The organism is Bradyrhizobium sp. Leo114, from assembly GCF_055229415.2.
The window spans coordinates 61,063-78,017 of sequence record NZ_JBUYEN020000016.1 but is presented as its reverse complement, the minus strand read 5'-3'; the positions used below and the strand labels follow the sequence as shown (position 1 = coordinate 78,017).

At 64.4% G+C, this 16,955-nt stretch carries 16 protein-coding genes; 10 read left to right on the top strand and 6 right to left on the bottom strand.

The window, feature by feature from the left end:
* Positions 1-10 precede the first annotated feature (10 nt).
* The 3 genes from ACZIRK_RS20685 (at position 11) to ACZIRK_RS20675 (ending at position 3,200) form a co-directional block, all read left to right on the top strand.
* Complete coding sequence (locus ACZIRK_RS20685) at positions 11-1,327, top strand: homoserine dehydrogenase (RefSeq protein ID WP_130228037.1); 1,317 nt, start codon at positions 11-13, stop codon at positions 1,325-1,327.
* 75 nt (positions 1,328-1,402) lie between these two features.
* Positions 1,403-2,401: a class II fructose-bisphosphatase gene (gene glpX / locus ACZIRK_RS20680; RefSeq protein ID WP_130228038.1), complete on the top strand. Its 999-nt coding sequence runs from the start codon at positions 1,403-1,405 to the stop codon at positions 2,399-2,401.
* 79 nt (positions 2,402-2,480) lie between these two features.
* Positions 2,481-3,200, top strand: a complete 720-nt coding sequence (locus ACZIRK_RS20675; RefSeq protein ID WP_130228039.1) for a haloacid dehalogenase type II — start codon at positions 2,481-2,483, stop codon at positions 3,198-3,200.
* A 170-nt stretch (positions 3,201-3,370) separates the two neighbouring features.
* Here the strand turns inward: ACZIRK_RS20675 and ACZIRK_RS20670 are convergent, their stop codons facing one another.
* Positions 3,371-4,465: a methyl-accepting chemotaxis protein gene (locus ACZIRK_RS20670; protein WP_028167851.1), complete on the bottom strand. Its 1,095-nt coding sequence runs from the start codon at positions 4,463-4,465 to the stop codon at positions 3,371-3,373.
* Positions 4,466-4,827: 362 nt separating this feature from the next.
* Here ACZIRK_RS20670 and recJ point away from each other — a divergent pair, with 362 nt between their 5' ends.
* Entirely contained in the window at positions 4,828-6,669 is a 1,842-nt protein-coding gene (gene recJ / locus ACZIRK_RS20665; protein ID WP_463328063.1) for a single-stranded-DNA-specific exonuclease RecJ, read from the top strand.
* 21 nt (positions 6,670-6,690) lie between these two features.
* Entirely contained in the window at positions 6,691-7,500 is an 810-nt protein-coding gene (locus ACZIRK_RS20660; RefSeq protein WP_130229820.1) for an SDR family NAD(P)-dependent oxidoreductase, read from the top strand.
* 90 nt (positions 7,501-7,590) lie between these two features.
* Here the strand turns inward: ACZIRK_RS20660 and ACZIRK_RS20655 are convergent, their stop codons facing one another.
* A complete protein-coding gene (locus ACZIRK_RS20655; protein WP_463328037.1) occupies positions 7,591-8,820 on the bottom strand; it encodes a lytic murein transglycosylase in 1,230 nt (409 codons plus the stop codon).
* Positions 8,821-8,876: 56 nt separating this feature from the next.
* Entirely contained in the window at positions 8,877-9,452 is a 576-nt protein-coding gene (locus ACZIRK_RS20650; protein WP_130229822.1) for a MarR family winged helix-turn-helix transcriptional regulator, read from the bottom strand.
* 50 nt (positions 9,453-9,502) lie between these two features.
* On the opposite strand from ACZIRK_RS20650, the gene ACZIRK_RS20645 reads away from it, so the two are divergent.
* The gene (locus tag ACZIRK_RS20645; RefSeq protein WP_130229823.1) at positions 9,503-9,985 is read left to right on the top strand and encodes a carboxymuconolactone decarboxylase family protein; all 483 of its coding nucleotides are present in this window, start codon (positions 9,503-9,505) and stop codon (positions 9,983-9,985) included.
* A gap of 49 nt (positions 9,986-10,034) precedes the next feature.
* Entirely contained in the window at positions 10,035-10,532 is a 498-nt protein-coding gene (locus ACZIRK_RS20640) for a cupin domain-containing protein (RefSeq protein WP_130229824.1), read from the top strand.
* 153 nt (positions 10,533-10,685) lie between these two features.
* Here the strand turns inward: ACZIRK_RS20640 and ACZIRK_RS20635 are convergent, their stop codons facing one another.
* On the bottom strand, positions 10,686-12,263 hold the full coding sequence (locus ACZIRK_RS20635) for a M23 family metallopeptidase (protein WP_463328062.1): 1,578 nt from the start codon (positions 12,261-12,263) through the stop codon (positions 10,686-10,688).
* 46 nt (positions 12,264-12,309) lie between these two features.
* A complete protein-coding gene (gene efp, locus ACZIRK_RS20630; protein WP_027578243.1) occupies positions 12,310-12,876 on the bottom strand; it encodes an elongation factor P in 567 nt (188 codons plus the stop codon).
* 354 nt (positions 12,877-13,230) lie between these two features.
* Between efp and epmA the strand changes: the two genes are divergently transcribed.
* The 3 genes from epmA (at position 13,231) to ACZIRK_RS20615 (ending at position 15,693) form a co-directional block, all read left to right on the top strand.
* Positions 13,231-14,283 carry an EF-P lysine aminoacylase EpmA gene (epmA, locus tag ACZIRK_RS20625; protein ID WP_130229826.1) on the top strand — a complete coding sequence of 351 codons (1,053 nt, stop codon included), beginning with the start codon at positions 13,231-13,233 and terminating at the stop codon, positions 14,281-14,283.
* Positions 14,280-15,371: a lysine-2,3-aminomutase-like protein gene (locus ACZIRK_RS20620; protein WP_130229827.1), complete on the top strand. Its 1,092-nt coding sequence runs from the start codon at positions 14,280-14,282 to the stop codon at positions 15,369-15,371. Before epmA ends, ACZIRK_RS20620 begins: the two co-directional genes overlap by 4 nt.
* A 70-nt stretch (positions 15,372-15,441) precedes the next feature.
* On the top strand, positions 15,442-15,693 hold the full coding sequence (locus tag ACZIRK_RS20615) for a hypothetical protein (RefSeq protein ID WP_130229828.1): 252 nt from the start codon (positions 15,442-15,444) through the stop codon (positions 15,691-15,693).
* A 49-nt stretch (positions 15,694-15,742) separates the two neighbouring features.
* On the opposite strand, the gene ACZIRK_RS20610 is transcribed toward ACZIRK_RS20615, so the two are convergent.
* The gene (locus ACZIRK_RS20610) at positions 15,743-16,828 is read right to left on the bottom strand and encodes a 3-deoxy-7-phosphoheptulonate synthase (protein WP_130229829.1); all 1,086 of its coding nucleotides are present in this window, start codon (positions 16,826-16,828) and stop codon (positions 15,743-15,745) included.
* Positions 16,829-16,955 lie beyond the last annotated feature (127 nt).

The following is a 16,955-nucleotide window of genomic DNA, read 5'->3' as shown; positions in this document are numbered from 1 at the left end:
TCTGTTTGCAATGGTCGCACCGCTGAAAGTGGGCATAGCGGGGCTCGGCACCGTTGGCGCCGAAGTCGTCCGCCTTATTGAGCAGCAGGGTGCCGCCTTGGCGGCGCGCAGCGGCCGCGGCGTGCGCGTCGTCGCGGTCACCGCGCGTTCGAAGAAGAAGCGCGGCCTCGATTTGCGCGGCATCGACTGGGCCGAAAGCCCGCAGGCGCTGGCCGAGGATTCCAATGTCGATTGCTTCGTCGAATTGATGGGGGGCGCCGATGATCCCGCCTTCTCGGCCATCGAGACTGCGCTGAGGGCCGGCAAGTCGGTGGTGACAGCCAATAAGGCGCTGATCGCCAAGCACGGGCTGAAGCTTGCCAAGGCCGCCGAGCAGAATGGTGGCGCACTGAATTACGAAGCTGCCGTCGGCGCGGCCATTCCCGTGATCAAGACGCTGCGCGAGGGGCTCTCCGGCACCAGCGTCAATCGCGTCTACGGCATTCTCAACGGCACCTGCAATTACATCCTGACGCGGATGGAGCATGAGGGACTGTCGTTTGAGGAATGTTTGAAGGACGCGCAGCGGCTCGGTTATGCCGAAGCCAATCCGTCCTTCGACGTCGACGGACACGACACCGCGCAAAAGCTCGCGATCCTGGCGAGCCTCGCCTTCGGGACCAAGGTCGCGCAAACCGCTGTCTATGTCGAAGGCATTTCCTCGATCACGCCCGAAGACCTGCGTGCGGCGGAGGAACTCGGATATCGCGTCAAGCTGCTCGGCGTTGCGGTGCGAACTGCAAAGGGCATCGAGCAGCGCGTGCATCCCACCATGGTGCCGAAATCTTCGTCGATTGCCCAAGTGATGGGCGTCACCAATGCGGTGACGATCGACGGTGAGGGCATTCCGCCGATCACACTGGTCGGGCCGGGCGCTGGCGGGGCGGCGACCGCGTCCGCCGTCGTTGCCGATATCGCCGACGTCGCGCGCGGCATCCGCGCAACGCCGTTTGGCCGGCCGGTCGACAGCCTGCGCGCGACGACAAAGGCGCCGATGGAGCGCCATGAGGGCGGGTATTATATCCGTCTTCTGGCCCGCGACCACGCCGGCACCGCCGCGACCATCGCAACGCGGCTTGCGGAACAGAAGATTTCGCTGGAATCGATCGTGCAGCGCCACCGCAATGACGGTGATGTTAACGGTTCGGCCAAAAAAGCTTCACCGGTTCCTGTCATTCTGATTACCTATGCGACCAGTGAAGATGCGGTTCACCGGGCGCTCAAGGCCGTGCAGCGCGACAGGGTCATCAGCGGTCGCCCGCAGGTGATCCGAATTGAGAAAAATTAGTGTGCGATAGCGAACGCCTTCTACGTTAGATGATTGAATGCGGGCGAGGGGCCCGAAGGCTGAAGGAGTGCAGAGATGTCGACCCATATTTCCGTCCCGCCGCAACTTTTGCTCGAGCGCATTCTCACGCTCGAAATCGTGCGGGTGACGGAGCGGGCGGCGGTGTCGGCCGCGCGGCTGCGCGGCCACGGCCAGGAGAAGGCGGCCGACCAGGCCGCGGTCGACGCGATGCGCCGCGAACTCAACAAGTTGCCGATCGAGGGCACCATCGTGATCGGCGAGGGCGAGCGCGATGAGGCGCCGATGCTGTTCATCGGAGAAAAGGTCGGGCTCAATGCCGGGCCGAAGGTCGATATCGCCGTCGATCCGCTGGAAGGCACCACGCTCTGCGCGAAGAACATGCCGGGCGCGATCGCCACGATGGCGATGGCCGATGGCGGCACGCTGCTGCACGCGCCCGACGTCTACATGGAGAAGATCGCGATTGGTCCGGGCTACGACAAGAACGTGATCGAGCTCGACGCGTCGCCGGCTGATAACATCCAGCGGCTCGCCAGGGCCAAGGGCGTGCCGGCATCGGCGATCACAGCGCTGGTGCTCGACCGTCCGCGCCATGCCGACATCATCACGAGCATCCGCTCGACTGGCGCCGCCGTGCGCCTGATCACCGACGGCGACGTGGCCGGCGTGATCCACACCACCAACCCGGACGAGACCGGCGTTGACATCTATATGGGCACCGGCGGTGCGCCCGAGGGCGTGCTGGCCGCGGCAGCGCTGCGCTGCATCGGCGGCCAGATGCAGTGCCGCCTGATCCTCGACAGCGAGGAGAAGCGCGAGCGCGCGCACAAGATGGGCATCACCGATCCGAAGATGATTTACGGCATCGAGGACATGGCGCGCGGCGACTGCTTGTTCGCCGCCACCGGCGTCACCACGGGCTCGCTGCTGACGGGCGTCAAGTTCAAGAAGGACACGATCGAGACCGAGACGGTGGTGATGCGCTCGGTCACCGGCACCGTGCGCTACATCAAGGCGGAGCACCGCCAGCTCGAGAAGTTCCATCTCGATTGAGGATACTCCTTCGTCATTCCGGGGCGATGCGAAGCATCGGACCCGGAATGACGGCGTCAGAAACAAACGGGAGGCGAGCATGGCCGATCTTTCGGCGGTGAAGGCGCTGGTGTTCGACGTGTTCGGCACCGTCGTCGACTGGCGCACCAGCCTGATCAACGACTTCACGAAATGGTCGAAGACGCGCGGCATCGAAGCCGACTGGACCGCCCTCGTTGACGGCTGGCGCGCGGTCTATGCCGCCTCGATGGACGAGGTGCGCAAACATCCCGAACGCGGCTATGTCATCCTCGACATGCTGCACCGCCGCTCACTGGAGAAGCTGGTCGAGCAGCAGGGCATCAAGGGATTGACGGACGTCGACCTGCATTACCTCACCACGGGATGGCACCGCCTGCATCCCTGGCCCGATAGCGTAGCGGGGCTGGCGCGGCTGAAGGCGAAATACATCATCTCGCCGCTCTCGAACGGCAATGTCGCACTGCTGACCAACATGGCGAAGTTCGCAGGGCTGCCCTGGGACCTCGTTATGTCGGCCGAACTGTTCGAGCACTACAAGCCTGATCCCGAGACATATCTTGGCGCCGCGAAATTGCTGTGCCTGCCGCCGGAGCAGGTGATGATGGTGGCCGCGCACAACGGCGATCTCAAGCATGCGCAGCAGAACGGCCTGAAGACCGCCTTTGTGGCGCGTCCGACCGAATACGGCCCGCTGCAGAAGGTCGACTTCGAAGCAACCGGCGACTGGGATATCGTCGCCAAGGATTTCGGCGCGATCGCCGATCGGATGGGTTGCTAGCTGAGCAGCTCGTCGCGAAAAGCCAAGAAGAGCGCCACGCAGAAAGCCCTCAGCCTGAGGAGGCCGCGCAGCGGCCCTCTCGAGGGATGGGCCGCGGGCGAGATCGGGGCCTCATGGTTCGAGACGCGCTGGCGCTCCTCACCATGAGGGGACACCACACCGATCTAGGCCTAGGAAGCCGCCCCGCAGAGAATGACGCCGTACCAGCCGAGACCCTTGTAGGTCTCGTAGCCCGGCGTGGCGTGGAAGGCGACCAACGCGCCGGAGCGGTCGTGGTAGAAGCCGCTGCGCTGGCCGCCGAGTGACAGCGAGACGTGCTCGGTCAGAAGGCCCTTGCCGTCGGATGCCGCGATCACCCGGAAATGGGAATCGACCAGCAGCACGCGCGCTTTATCGGCGGCGCCGACGCGCACGCCCTGCACGATGGCGCGTGCCTGCGGCTCCCAGTCGAAATGGATCGCGAGCACGCCGGTCGGCTTGCCATGGGCCTTGCCGCCTTCGCGGACGCTGGCGCAATAGGTCGCGACTTGCGCGTTGCCGAGCAGCGGCTGGCACTCGACGTCGCCAGCGACATAGTCGTCGCCCGAGCGCAGGTCGCGCGCCTGGCGAAACCATTTTGTGGCCGCGACGTTCTGGCCGATCACCTTGAAGCGATCGGCGCGCCCGTTGGCGAGCACGTTGCCTTCGAGATCGCAAAGCCAGAGATCGAGGTAGACGGTGTACGCGGAAAGGATCACGCCCAGCCGCTCGGACGTGTGCGCGACCACCGCCGGTTGCGGTGACGCAGCGCAGTCGACGACGGCAGAATCGGTCGCCCACCAGCGCACATCGCAGGTGCGTTCATAGAGGTTGCGGTCGATCAGCTCGATCGCGTTCAGCGACAGGTCCACCATGCGCTCGCCGCGCGAGCGGTCGGTCATGCGCTCGATCGAGCTCATGAGACTGCCGGTGCGCCGCGTTAGTTGCGTCTCGAGCTCGCGCGCGATGGTCTCGACCTGCTGGCCGACGCCGCGCACTTCCTGCGCCACCACGGCAAAGCCCGCGCCTTGCGCGCCGGCGCGCGAGCTTTCGATCAGCGCATTCAGCGCCAGCATCTTCATCTGGTTGGTGATCTTCTGGATCGACCTGGTCTTCTCGCAGGCGATCTGATTGACCTCCGCGGTCAGCCGCGCGATCAGCGCCGAAATGTCGGATTCATCGTCGATGTCAGGCGAGACCGCCGATTCGCTCGCGATTGATTTCGCGCGCGGGAGCGCGATGGACATAGCCGGACTTCCCTTGCATTAAGCCTTTGACCGCTTCCTGCGGACGGAACGGAACCAAAAAATCGCACATCAAACACGCGTCCTTTTTCGGCGATTTCGGCTAACATCGGCTTAATTTTCCGAAATTGCCACCTATGTGGGACTGCACTTTATTTGGGCACTCCGCCGTTTCCCGTTGTGAATCCCTCTCCTGACACCGCCCGACGAAGGCCTCGACACCCCCGCAAGCCAATTCCGCAACGTCCGTCTCCTGCGAAAAGCGGGCAAAACCGCCTGGCAGCGCTTCGCGATCGCCCGCTCAGGGTCGAGGATGGCAGCTCTGATTCGCTCTCATGCGAGCGCCACTCGTCGTCGGGATCGTTATGACGCTGCACACCGCCATCCTGCCCGTGGAGATGCCGCCGGCCTTTCTCGGCGTGGCGCGCTCGCTCACGGGCAAATTCTGGCGCGACCGTTTGGACGCGCGGGGAGCGGCGCGCGCGCTCGCGATCGCGCAGCGCCACCAATTGCCGGAAATGCTGGCGCGGGTGCTCGCGGGTCGCGACGTCGCGATCGATGATGTGCCGGATTTCCTCGATCCCACCATCCGCAAATTGATGCCGGATCCCTTCACCGTGACCGAGATGGAGGCCGCGGCAAGGCGGATCGCGGATGCGGCGATGCGTAATGAGAAGGTCGCGGTCTTCGGCGACTACGACGTCGACGGAGCAACCTCGGCGGCGCTGCTCACCTGGCACTTGCGGCATTGCGGGCTCGATCCGCTGATCCACATTCCCGACCGCCTGTTCGAGGGCTACGGCCCGAACACGGAGGCCGTGCGCGCGCTCGCCGCCAAGGGCGCGACGTTGCTGGTCACCGTCGATTGCGGCACCACGAGCCTGGAGCCGCTGGCGGAGGCGCGGCGGCTCGGCATGTCCGTGGTCGTGATCGATCACCATCAATGCGGCGAGGTGCTGCCCGAGGTGGACGCACTGGTGAATCCCAACCGGCTCGACGATCTGTCCGGCCTTGGTCATCTCGCGGCCGTCGGCCTCGTGCTGGTAACGCTGGTCGCGGTGAACCGGGAATTGCGCCAGCGCGATTTCTGGACTTCGGAAATGCCGGAGCCGGATCTCTTGGGCATGCTGCATCACGTCGCGCTTGGAACGGTGGCTGACGTCGCGCCGCTGATTGGGCTCAACCGCGCTCTGGTCGCCAAGGGGCTGATCGCGCTGCGCCGGCGCGACCATGTCGGGCACACCGCGCTGATGGATGTGGCCCGGCTCAACGGCCCGCCGGAGGCCTGGCACCTCGGCTTCATGCTGGGACCGCGCATCAATGCGGGCGGGCGGATCGGGCGCGCCGACCTCGGCGTGCGGCTACTTCTGGAATCCGACCCCTCGGAGGCGGCACGGATCGCGGCCGAACTCGACCGCCTCAACAGCGAGCGGCGCGTCATTGAGCAGGCGGCCGAAGCGCAGGCCGAGGCGGAGGCGCTGGCCTCGCTCGGATTGGAGGACAAGGGCGCTGTCATCGTCACGGCCGCCGAGGGCTGGCATCCCGGCGTCGTCGGCCTCGTGGCCTCGCGCCTGAAGGAGAAATTTGGCAGGCCGGCCTTCGCCATCGCGCTCGAGCCGGGCGGCATCGGCACCGGCTCGGGTCGCTCGATCGGCGGCGTCGATCTCGGCAAGGCGGTGCGGCAGGCGGTGGCGGACGGCCTGCTGCTCAAGGGCGGCGGCCATGCGATGGCTGCAGGCGTAACGCTGCGAAAGGAGAAGCTCGCCGAGTTCCGCGCCTATCTGGAAAGCGTGCTCGCCGCCGACGTCGCCAATTCGCGTCACGAGAATGAATTGTTCATCGACGGCGCGGTGAGCGCTCGCGCCGTAGCGGTGGAATTTGCCGCGATGCTGAACCGCGCCGGCCCGTTCGGCAGCGGCAATCCAGAGCCGGTGATCGCGCTGCCGTCGCACCAGCTCGTCTATGCCGATGAAGTCGGACAGGCGCATCTGCGACTGCGCTTCAAATCGGGCGACGGCGCGATCGTGAACGGCATGGCGTTCCGTTCCGTCGGCCAAAAGCTCGGCAATGCGCTGATTCAAAATCGCGGCCAGCCGCTCCATGTCGCGGGCTCCCTTGCGATCGACCGTTGGCAAGGCAGCGAACGTGTGCAATTGCGTGTGCTCGACGTCGCGGTCCCCGATCAGGGGCCCGCGGTGATCAGATAAGAAAACAGTCGGGGAGAGCACATGGCAGGACAGGTGGAAGGCAAGGTGGCGCTGGTCACCGGCGGCGCCTCGGGCATTGGCGCGGCGGTCGCGGAATTGCTGGCGCAGGAGGGCGCCACGGTCGTAGCGACCGATATCGACGAGCTCAGGGGACCGGAGCTCGTTACCGGCGTCAACAAGGCCGGCGGCAAAGCGGTGTTTCTGCAACAGGACGTCACCAGCGAGGCACGCTGGGCGGAGATTATCTCGGAGATCGAGAAACGGTTTGGCCGGCTCGATGTGCTGGTCTCCAATGCGGGTATCGGCATCTCCGTGCCGTCGATCACCGACATGACGCTCGCCGACTGGCGCCGGCAGACCGCGATCAATCTCGACGGCGTTTTCCTCTCGGTGAAATATTCTCTGCCGCTGATGCGCAGGAGCGGTGGCGGATCCGTCATCATGATGTCCTCGCTCGCGGGCCTGCGCGGCGCGGCGGGCCTTGCCGGATACTCCGCGACCAAAGGCGGCGTGCGGCTGCTTGCGAAGTCTGTCGCGATGGAATGCGCCGCTGCGGAAGACGGCATCCGCGTCAACTCGGTCCATCCCGGCATCATCGACACTCCGATCTGGAGCAAGATCCCGACGGAGGCGACGGGGAACCGTGCGAACGCGCCGATCGATCCCGAAGAACGTGCGAAGATTGCAACCCCGCTCGGCCGCGCCGGTCAGGCGGCGGAGATCGCCAGCGGCGTGCTGTATCTGGCCTCCGATGCGTCGCGCTACGTGACCGGGACTGAGCTTGTCATCGACGGCGGCATGAACGCGGGTGCTGTTGTACGGCGACCATGACACCTGCGTCATTGCGAGCGCAGCGAAGCAATCCATCTCTCAACTCGCGGCGACGTGGATTGCTTCGCTGTGCTCGCAATAACGGTTGCGCTAATTCCCCTGCCGCAACCGCGCCAGCACCTTCAGCCCGCCATAACCGTCGGCCGGCAACAGGCTCATCTTGGTCTGATAATCCCGGATCGCCTTCATCGTGTCGTTGCCGACCCGGCCGTCGGTGCCGCCGGTGTCGAAGCCGGCCTTGCTGAGCCGGGTCTGCATTTCCTGCACCTCGGCCAGCGTCAGCGCGCGCTCGGAGCCAGGGAAGGGATGGATGAAGGGCGGCGCGCCGAGGATGCGGTCGCCGAGATGGCAGATCGCCAGCGCATAGTTCATCGAGGGGTTGTAGCTGCGCACGGCATAGAAATTCGGACCCAGCAGGAAGGCGGGGCCGCCCACGACCGGAATCCATAGCTGCGCCGATGCATTCGGCTGCGGGAACGGCTGGCCGTCGGCCCGGGTCACGCCGGCGCTGGCCCAGGCCGCGTAGGTGCGGCTGCCGCTCATGTTGCCATTGGCCCGCACTTCATAGCCCCAATGTTGCCCGCGGTGATATTTGCCGCGGTTGACGAGGTATTTCGCGGTTGATCCGAGTGCATCGTCCGGCCGGCCGAATGGCGAGACCTTGCCATCGCCGTCATAGTCGAAGCCGACATTGAGCCACACTTCCGGCATCCATTGCGAATGCCCCATGGCGCCGGCCCAGGAGCCGCGCATCTCCTCGGGCGTGCTCCAGCCGCGGTCCACGATCCTGAGCGCGTTGATCAACTCGGTCTCCCAATAGGCCTTGCGACGCGGTTCGTTCCAGGCGAGCGCGGCAAGTGCAGGGAATACCGGCTTCATGTGGTTCTGCTGCACCAGCGGATCGCCGTAAGCGGATTCAACGCCCCACAGTGCCAACAGCGTGCCGCGCTCGACGCCAAAATCCTTCTCGATTCGCGCGAACAGCGCCTCGTTCTTCTTGAGCGCCTCACGGCCATTGATGATGCGCCAGTCGGAGACGCGACGGTTGATGTATTGCCAGATTTGTTCGTTGAATTCCGGCTGCTTCTGCATCTGCCGGAACACGCTCATGTCAGGCTCGATGCGGCCCATCACGCGGGTCCAGGTCGCCGCCGAGATTCCCTTGGCGAGCGCGCGCGCGCGGAAATTGTCGCGCCATTGGTCAAAGCCGGGTGGCGCGGCAAGCGCAGTGAACGGGCCGGCAAGTAGGGTGCCGGCCGCGATGCTGCCTTGCAGGAAAGCTCGGCGGGCGGGGGATTTCAAAGAATCAAGTTGCTTCATGCTGCCAATCTAGCGGCGCCATCCAAGGACACAAAAAGTCACATCGCCGCGGGAACCTAGCTATCCTGCAGCTCTGTGGCGATTTTGGACAGCCAGCGCCGCACGATCAGTTCTGCCCTGGGGTTGAGCCCCTTGGCCAGCCGCCGGTCCACGGCATGGGCGTGACGCCGGCATTTTTCCAGGAGCGCGGTTCCGCGCCTGGTCAGCGTCCATTGCAGGACGCGGCCGTGAACCGGATGCGGTGTCTTCCGGATCGCGCCGTCGCGCTCGAGATTGCGGATGATGACGCCGACGGTCTGCGGCGTCAGCAACGCCACCCGCGCGAGATCGGCGCCGGACAGCCCGGGATAGGCGCGCAGCATCGTCAGCACGACGAACTGTGGCGGGGTAACGCCGAGCTTTCCCAGCGCCCGCTCCATCGTCAGCCGCGTCGCCGCCTGGGCCTGCCGCAGGAGATAAGCGAGATAGCCTTGCTCGCCGCGCTTGCCCTGGCCGGGTCGTGGTGGGCGGATGATTGCAAGTGCCGGATCTGTCTCGGCGGGCGCTTTCCGGCTCCGAGTGGGATTTTTCGATTTTTCGATTTTTGATGTCTTACGAACCGTGCCGGTGGACCGTGCAGTCTTGCGCGCCATATCAGTGCTCTTATAATCTATCAGCATACTGATAACATGAGGCGAAACTGATGTCACACGCGAGAGCCGAATACGCTGACTTTCAGAAGCTTGCACCCGATGTCTACGATGCGGTGCGGGCGCTGGGTCAGATGGCGGCCAAGGCAGGGCTCGACAAGCAGTTGCTCGAACTGGTCAAGCTGCGCGCCTCGCAGATCAACGGCTGTGCCTTCTGCGTGCAGTTTCATATCCTGCAGGCCGAGAGCCTCGGCATATCGGCCGACAAGCTCAACCTCGTCGTGGTCTGGCGCGAGGCCCCGCAATTTTCCGCGCGAGAACGCGCTGCGCTGGCATGGACCGAAGCGCTGACGAAACTCGGCGACGGCGTGAGCGACGAGGTTTATGCTGAAGCGCGCGCGGAATTCTCCGAGCCGGAACTGAGCTATCTCACCTCGGCGATCGCGGCGATCAACGTCTGGAACAGGTATGGCGTCGCCCATCGCTGGACGCCGCCGGCGCGAAAGCCGTCCTCGGTCGGCGCAGCCGCGTCGTGAATAGAGAAGGCAAAGGGGCGAATAACGTCTTTCTCCAAAGGAGAACAACATGGCATCGATGCTCGCGACAACTCCTTTCGCATCGACACGGCCCATTTCGCTCGCGGTTATTGCGGGTCTTGCCTGCGCCTTGGTCACCGCAAGGACATTGCCGGCGATGATGGACACGGTATCCGGCGCCATCGCGCCGCTTTGCGCGAACGCCGCCGAGGGATCGCCGCTCGACAAGGTTGAGCCAATCGGCTCGTACGCGCTGCCAAACGTGCCGGGCAAGCGTGTCACCATCGTGCGCGTGTTCTACGGCCCCGGCGGTTTCACGCGCCCGCATCGGCATGCCGGCTCGGTGACGGCCTATATCACAAAGGGCGAAATCCGCTCGCAGCTCGGCGGCGGACCGCTTGAGACGTTCAAGGTCGGCCAGTCCTTCTTCGAGCCGCCGGGTTCGACGCACCTGGTCTCAGCCAATGCAAGCAACACGGAGCCGGCGGAGTTGATTGCCGTATTCGTAGCCGACGAGGGCGCGCAGCTTACGACACTCATTGAGTAACGGAGGCCTAACGCCGTCATTGCGAGCGAAGCGAAGCAATCCACGCCTCCACAAGTGGCGAAATGGATTGCTTCGCTTCGCTCGCAATGACGTGGAAAGAGCGTGCCCCGCACGCGAAATCTTCCAGCGCCCTTGTCCGCCTACGATTCGAGTCTAGTTGCCGCCGCCTTCCTGCGGATCGAGACGTTGGATCACGTCTTCCGGCTGCGCATGCGCCACCGCGGCCGCTGCCGGCGGTTCTGGGCCGATCTCACGGCCGCGGCCGCGGATCAGGCGTTCATAGGCTGAGACCAGCGTGGTGTAGGGATTGACCCAGAGCCAACCGTCGCGCGTGAACACCTGCACGTCGAAATGCAGGTGGCGCGTGGTGCCGTTGGGATGATCGAGATAATTCGAGACCGCGCCGATCTTTTCGCCTTCCATGACGCGGCGTCCGTTGAGAAGGCTGTCCGCATCCATCGCCGACGGGGTCATATGCATATATCGGAAGCGAATATGCTCGGTCTGGGTGTTGACCTGCAGCGTCGCCCCCTGTTGGCCCCGTGAACGGATCACGACACCATCGCGCACGGCAACGATCGCCTGTCGCTTGGGATCGCAGGGTTCTCCGCTTTCGTTGTCGCGCGGGCAGGGGCCCGGGCGGATATCCTGCCCCTGGTGGCCAAAGCCGTTGGCGCACTGGCCGACTTCGAAACTGCGCGCCTCGCAAAAGCTGTCCTGCCAGGGATATTGGTCGGCGCGCCTGCCGAACGATTGCGAATGGATGAAGGCCGGCGCTTTCGCCAATGGGAAGCGGATCTGCGAATAGACGGTCAGGTCGGTGCGGCCACCCTGCTTGTGGTAACCGCTGTTGGCGACGATGTCGCCGCTTGTGCGATAGGTGAACTCAGGTGAAATGGCGGCCGGCCGCTCGGCGCTGACGGAGGCGATGTCCCGCCGCAGCCGCGAGGGTTGGCCGCCGGCGATGCGCAGCGCCTTCAGGAAGCGTTCGGCGACCGGATAGGCCTCGCGGCAGGCCAGCCGTCGCAGCCGCGGCGTGCTATCGAGGCAGTGGATCGAAACCACATAGGGTACGCCGAAGCGGGTGAAGGCATAGCGCACATAGCCTTCGCGGATGAAGCGTCGGATATCAGGATATTGTGCCGAAAGCGATTTGACCGGTTCGCCTTTGCCGCCGGGCCGATCGTTGAGATCATAGAGCAGCAGCGAACCGGTGATATGCACCTCGATCGGTCTTGCGTAAGTCCGCTCCGGCATTCCGTTGCCTGCGCCCGGCTCGAGTGCGAACATCGCATCATAACCGGCGGCTCCTGCAGTGAAGAGATCCACCGGACGGAAGTCCGCCTGATAGCGCGACATCGACAAGCTATCCGGCGTGCCGCTCCGCCGCGCTTCGAGATAGGTTGCGGTATCGAACGGCAAGAGCACCGGGATCGGGCTGCGGCCGATGCCGGGGAATAGCTGCGAGGTGATCGCGTTCAATTGCACCAGCGCGGGCCGTGCGCGCGGATCGTATGAAGGTACGCGGCGCTGGCTCGCAAATGTGAAGTTCGCAGCGATCGAAGGCTGGCTATTGATCTCGGCGCGGAGCTGATCGAGCACCGCGCGCCATTCGACGCGCACGGCCGAGATCGAAGGGGTACGGAATTCGTCGGCAGAAGCGGCGAGGGGGTTGGCGAGAAGCGACGCGAAAGCTGCCAGCCAAGGTGCCACAAAGCAGACAGCTTTCACTTTCAACGCGTCGTCCCCCGGCGCGGTCCCCCCTTAGCTCGATCGGCTAATCCTTCGCGCGTTCGACGTATGAGCCGTCTTCGGTCATCACCACAATGCGCGTGCCGGTCGAGATATGCGGCGGCACAGCGGTGCGAATGCCGTTCGACAGCACGGCCGGCTTGTAGGAGGAGGAGGCGGTCTGGCCCTTCGTCACCGGCTCGGTCTCGACGACCTCCAGGGTGGCGCGCTGCGGCAATTGGATCGCGACCGGATTGCCCTCATGCATCGAGAGCTTCACGGTCATGTTTTCCTGCAGATACGGCGCGGATGACCCGACGATGTCCTTCGACACCTGGACCTGGTCGTAGGTCTCGCCATTCATGAAATGGAAGCCGTCGGCGTCCTCATAGAGGTAGTTGAAGTTGCGATCCTCGACGGTCGCCTTCTCCACCTGGTCGGTGGTCTTGTAGCGTTCGGAGACTTTCACGCCGTCGCCGATGCGACGCATTTCGATCTGACTGACCGGGGTTCCCTTACCGGGATGGATGTTTTCGGCGGAAAGGACAACGTAAAGCTTGCCATCCTGCTCGATGATGTTGCCCTTGCGGATGGAACTGGCGATGACTCTCAAAGTGGTTTTCCTGAATGGTTCGGCCGCCGGCTCGGCTCGGCTGATGCGCTCGGCGGCCTGGCGGCAGTTTCGGGCTGCAACATACTGATTTGCCCCCGAGATGCCAGCCTTTTGCGGCCGGTTTCGGCAGGTTGCTGACAGGTGTGGCGTCCTCTACGAGGTGTCAACCGCGCGAACGGCGGGCCGGAACGTGGTGCCGCCCCGCTCTATGGACAACACATTCACCGTCAGGCATCAAGGGGTCGCCGGACGTCGAGGAAATCGAGCGATTTCAATGAGATTTACCGATTTTCTCAACTTATTAATGGATAACCCGACGCATCGCGTGAAGCGTCCTTTGGCAGGAGCGCAGCCATGAGCGGCGTCGACCGCCCGTCCCCCTGGTGGAATCCAGCCCGGCACGCCGACAGAAAACCGTTTCTCGAGGCGCGGAGCGCTGTGACGAAGGCGGTGCGGGCTTGGTTTGAGGGGCGGGGATTCTTGGAAGTCGAGACCGGCATCCTGCAGATTTCGCCTGGCAACGAGACCCATCTGCATGCGCCGCGCACGGAGTTGACGCGGGCCGATTGCAGCCGCGTGCCCCGCTACTTGCGCACGTCACCCGAATTCGCCTGCAAGAAGCTACTCGCGGCGGGTGAAACAAAGATCTTCGAGTTCGCGCGCGTGTTCCGCGACCGTGAACGCGGTGACCTCCATTTGCCCGAGTTCACCATGCTGGAATGGTACCGCGCCAATGATGATATCGACGCCGTGGTGACCGACACCCTCTTGATCATCGCCGAGGCCGCGCACGCGACGGGCATCAAACAATTCTCGTTTCGTGGCAAGACCGCAGAGATCGGCGGGGTGCCTGAACTGCTGACGGTCTCGTCCGCCTTCGAGTGCTTTGCCGGGATCGATCTCCTGGCGACCGTCGTTGACGGCGAGGGTGACCGCGCGGCGCTAGCGGATGCGGCGCGGGAACGGGTACGGATTGCCGAGGATGACACTTGGTCGGATATTTTCAGCAAGGTCCTGGTCGAACACGTCGAGCCGCATCTCGGCCAGGGGCGTCTGACCGTGCTGTCCGACTATCCGATTCCAGAAGCTGCGCTGGCGCGCGCGGAACCGTCCGATCCGCGCGTCGCCGAGCGCTTCGAGGTCTATGCCTGCGGCGTCGAACTCGCCAACGGGTTTGGCGAACTGACCGATGCCGCCGAGCAGCGCCGCCGCTTCGCTGCGGCCATGGACGAGAAAGAGCGTCGCTACGGCGAGCGTTATCCGCTGGATGAGGATTTTATTGCCGCCGTCGGCGAGATGCCTGAGGCGAGCGGCGTCGCGCTCGGCTTCGACCGGCTGGTGATGCTGGCAAGCGGCGCGCTAAGGATCGACCAGGTGGTGTGGACGCCGCCGGCAGGAGAGACATGAACCGGATCGACCGAAAGCTGGCCGCAACCCTGCGCCAGCCCGCCGAACTGATCGAGCGCGGCCTTGCGCGGCAGGAGGCGCTTGCCGATCTGGAGCAGGTCGCCGCGCGCTACGCGATCGCGGTGACGCCTGACATTGCGGCGCTGATCGACCCGAATGATACGAACGATCCGATCGCGCGGCAATTCATCCCCGCCGCGGATGAACTCGTGACGCATCCCGGCGAGAACGCCGATCCGATCGGCGATGATGCGCATGCGCCTGTTCCCGGCATCGTGCACCGTTATCCGGACCGGGTGTTATTCAAGCTCGTGCACGTCTGCGCGGTCTATTGCCGGTTCTGCTTCCGCCGCGAGATGGTCGGGCCGGGGAAGGCGACGGCGCTGTCGGAGGACGCCTACCGCGATGCGCTCTCCTACATCCGCTCGCAGCCGGAGATCTGGGAGGTGATCCTGACCGGCGGCGATCCGTTGATGCTGTCGCCGCGGCGGCTCGCGGAGATCATGGCCGATCTCGCTGCCATCGATCACGTCAAGATCATCCGCCTGCACACGCGCGTGCCGGTGGCTGATCCGGCCCGTCTCAATCCAGAGATGGTCCGCGCGCTGCGTGTGGAGGGCGCGACGACCTGGGTTGCGATCCACGCCAATCATCCGCGCGAACTGACGCCCGAGGCGCGCGCCGCCTGCGCGCGGCTGGCGGATGCCGGCATTCCCCTGGTGAGCCAGACCGTGCTGCTCAAGGGCGTCAACGATGATGCCGCCACATTGGAAGGCTTGATGCGGGCCTTCGTCGAATGCCGGATCAAGCCCTACTACCTGCACCACGGCGATCTCGCGCCCGGCACCGCGCATCTGCGTACGACCATCGAGGAGGGGCAGGAACTGATGCGATCGTTGCGGGGCCGCGTCTCGGGCCTGTGCCAGCCCGACTACGTGCTCGACATTCCCGGCGGCCACGGCAAAGCGCCGATCGGGCCGGGCTATTTGACGCAGGACAATCTCTCGCAGCGTGAAGGAGTTAATGAAACACGCTACCGTGTCGTCGATTATTGCGGTGACGTGCATCTCTATCCACCTAAGGTGTGAGCGCAGATGCAGTAATATCGACGCGCCTGAACGGGCGCGATAAAGTGTGTCGAGAGGCAGGAGAATCAGGATGCGGAAAACAATCTTGTCGATGGCACTTGTGACCCTGATCGGTGCGCCTGCCTTTGCGCAGGGTGGAACCACGACAGTGCCGAAAAGCACTCCCGAGACCAGGCCGATTCCGGAAGCGCCGGTCGGCCACCGTCAGCCGCGCCGCGGCGATGTGCCGGGCGAGAGCAATATCAACGACCCGAACAATCCGGTGAACAAGGAAGATGCTGCCCTTGATCGCAAGATCAAGAGCATCTGCAGGGGTTGCTGAGGCGAGCCGCCGGGCGTTGCGTCGCCCAGCGGCCCGTAGCCACAAGCGTCTAGGCCAACCGTTCCCGGACATCGCGGCGCTCTGCCTTGCGGCGTGCCTCGACCGCATCGGCAAGCACGTTGAGCGAGGAAACCGTCGTCTCCCAATCGATGCAGCCGTCGGTGATGCTCTGGCCGTAGGTGAGCGCGATCCCCGGCACCACGTCCTGTCGCCCGGCGACCAGGTTGCTTTCGATCATCGCGCCCATGATGCGCGTCTCGCCGCCGGAAACCTGACTGGCTATGTCGGCAACGACCAGCGGCTGGTTCTCCGGCTTCTTGCTGCTGTTGGCGTGGCTGGCGTCGATCATCATGCGCTGGTTGACGCCTGAGCGTGCCAGCTCGGTTGCTGCGGCATCGACGCTTGCCGCATCATAGTTCGGCGCGCGGCCACCGCGCAGGATGATGTGGCAGTCCTCATTGCCGCTGGTCGCTGCGATCGCCGAGCGTCCGCCCTTCGTCACCGCCATGAAATGGTGCGGGTGGGAGGCCGATTTCACGGCGTCGGCGGCGATGCGCACATTGCCGTCGGTACCGTTCTTGAAGCCGACGGGGCAGGAGAGCCCGGAGGCAAGCTCGCGATGGATCTGGCTCTCGGTGGTGCGCGCGCCGATCGCGGCCCAGCTCACGAGATCGGCGATATATTGCGGCGTCGTCATGTCAAGGAATTCGGCGCCGGCGGGCAGGCCGAGATTGTTGACGGCGGAGAGCACGCTGCGGGCGAGCCGCAGGCCTTTGTTGATGTCGAAACTGCCGTCGAGGTTGGGATCGTTGATCAGCCCCTTCCATCCGACAATCGTGCGCGGCTTCTCGAAATAGACCCGCATCACGATCTCGAGCCGGTCAGACAGCGTCTCGCGCAAGGTGGCGAGGCGCTCGGCGTAGTCGATGGCCGCTTCGGGATCGTGGACGGAGCAGGGGCCGACGACAACCAGGAGGCGGTCGTCCTTGCCGTTCAGGATGGCGTGGATGGCGTTGCGCGCCGCCATCACCACCCGCGTCGCCGTCAAGGTGCGCGGGATCTCGCGCATCACCTCTTCGGGCGTACTCAGCTCTTTCAGTTCTCTAATGCGAAGATCGTCAGTGGTACTCAACACGGCGGGCTCCTTTTGATTTTTTGAACCTGCCGGCCAACAAAAAAGCCGCCAGGTCTGGCGGCTGTTCGGACGTCTTGCTGCAATTTCACTAAATTGAGCGCGATCCTCCCGCCGCCAGCGAGCTGTC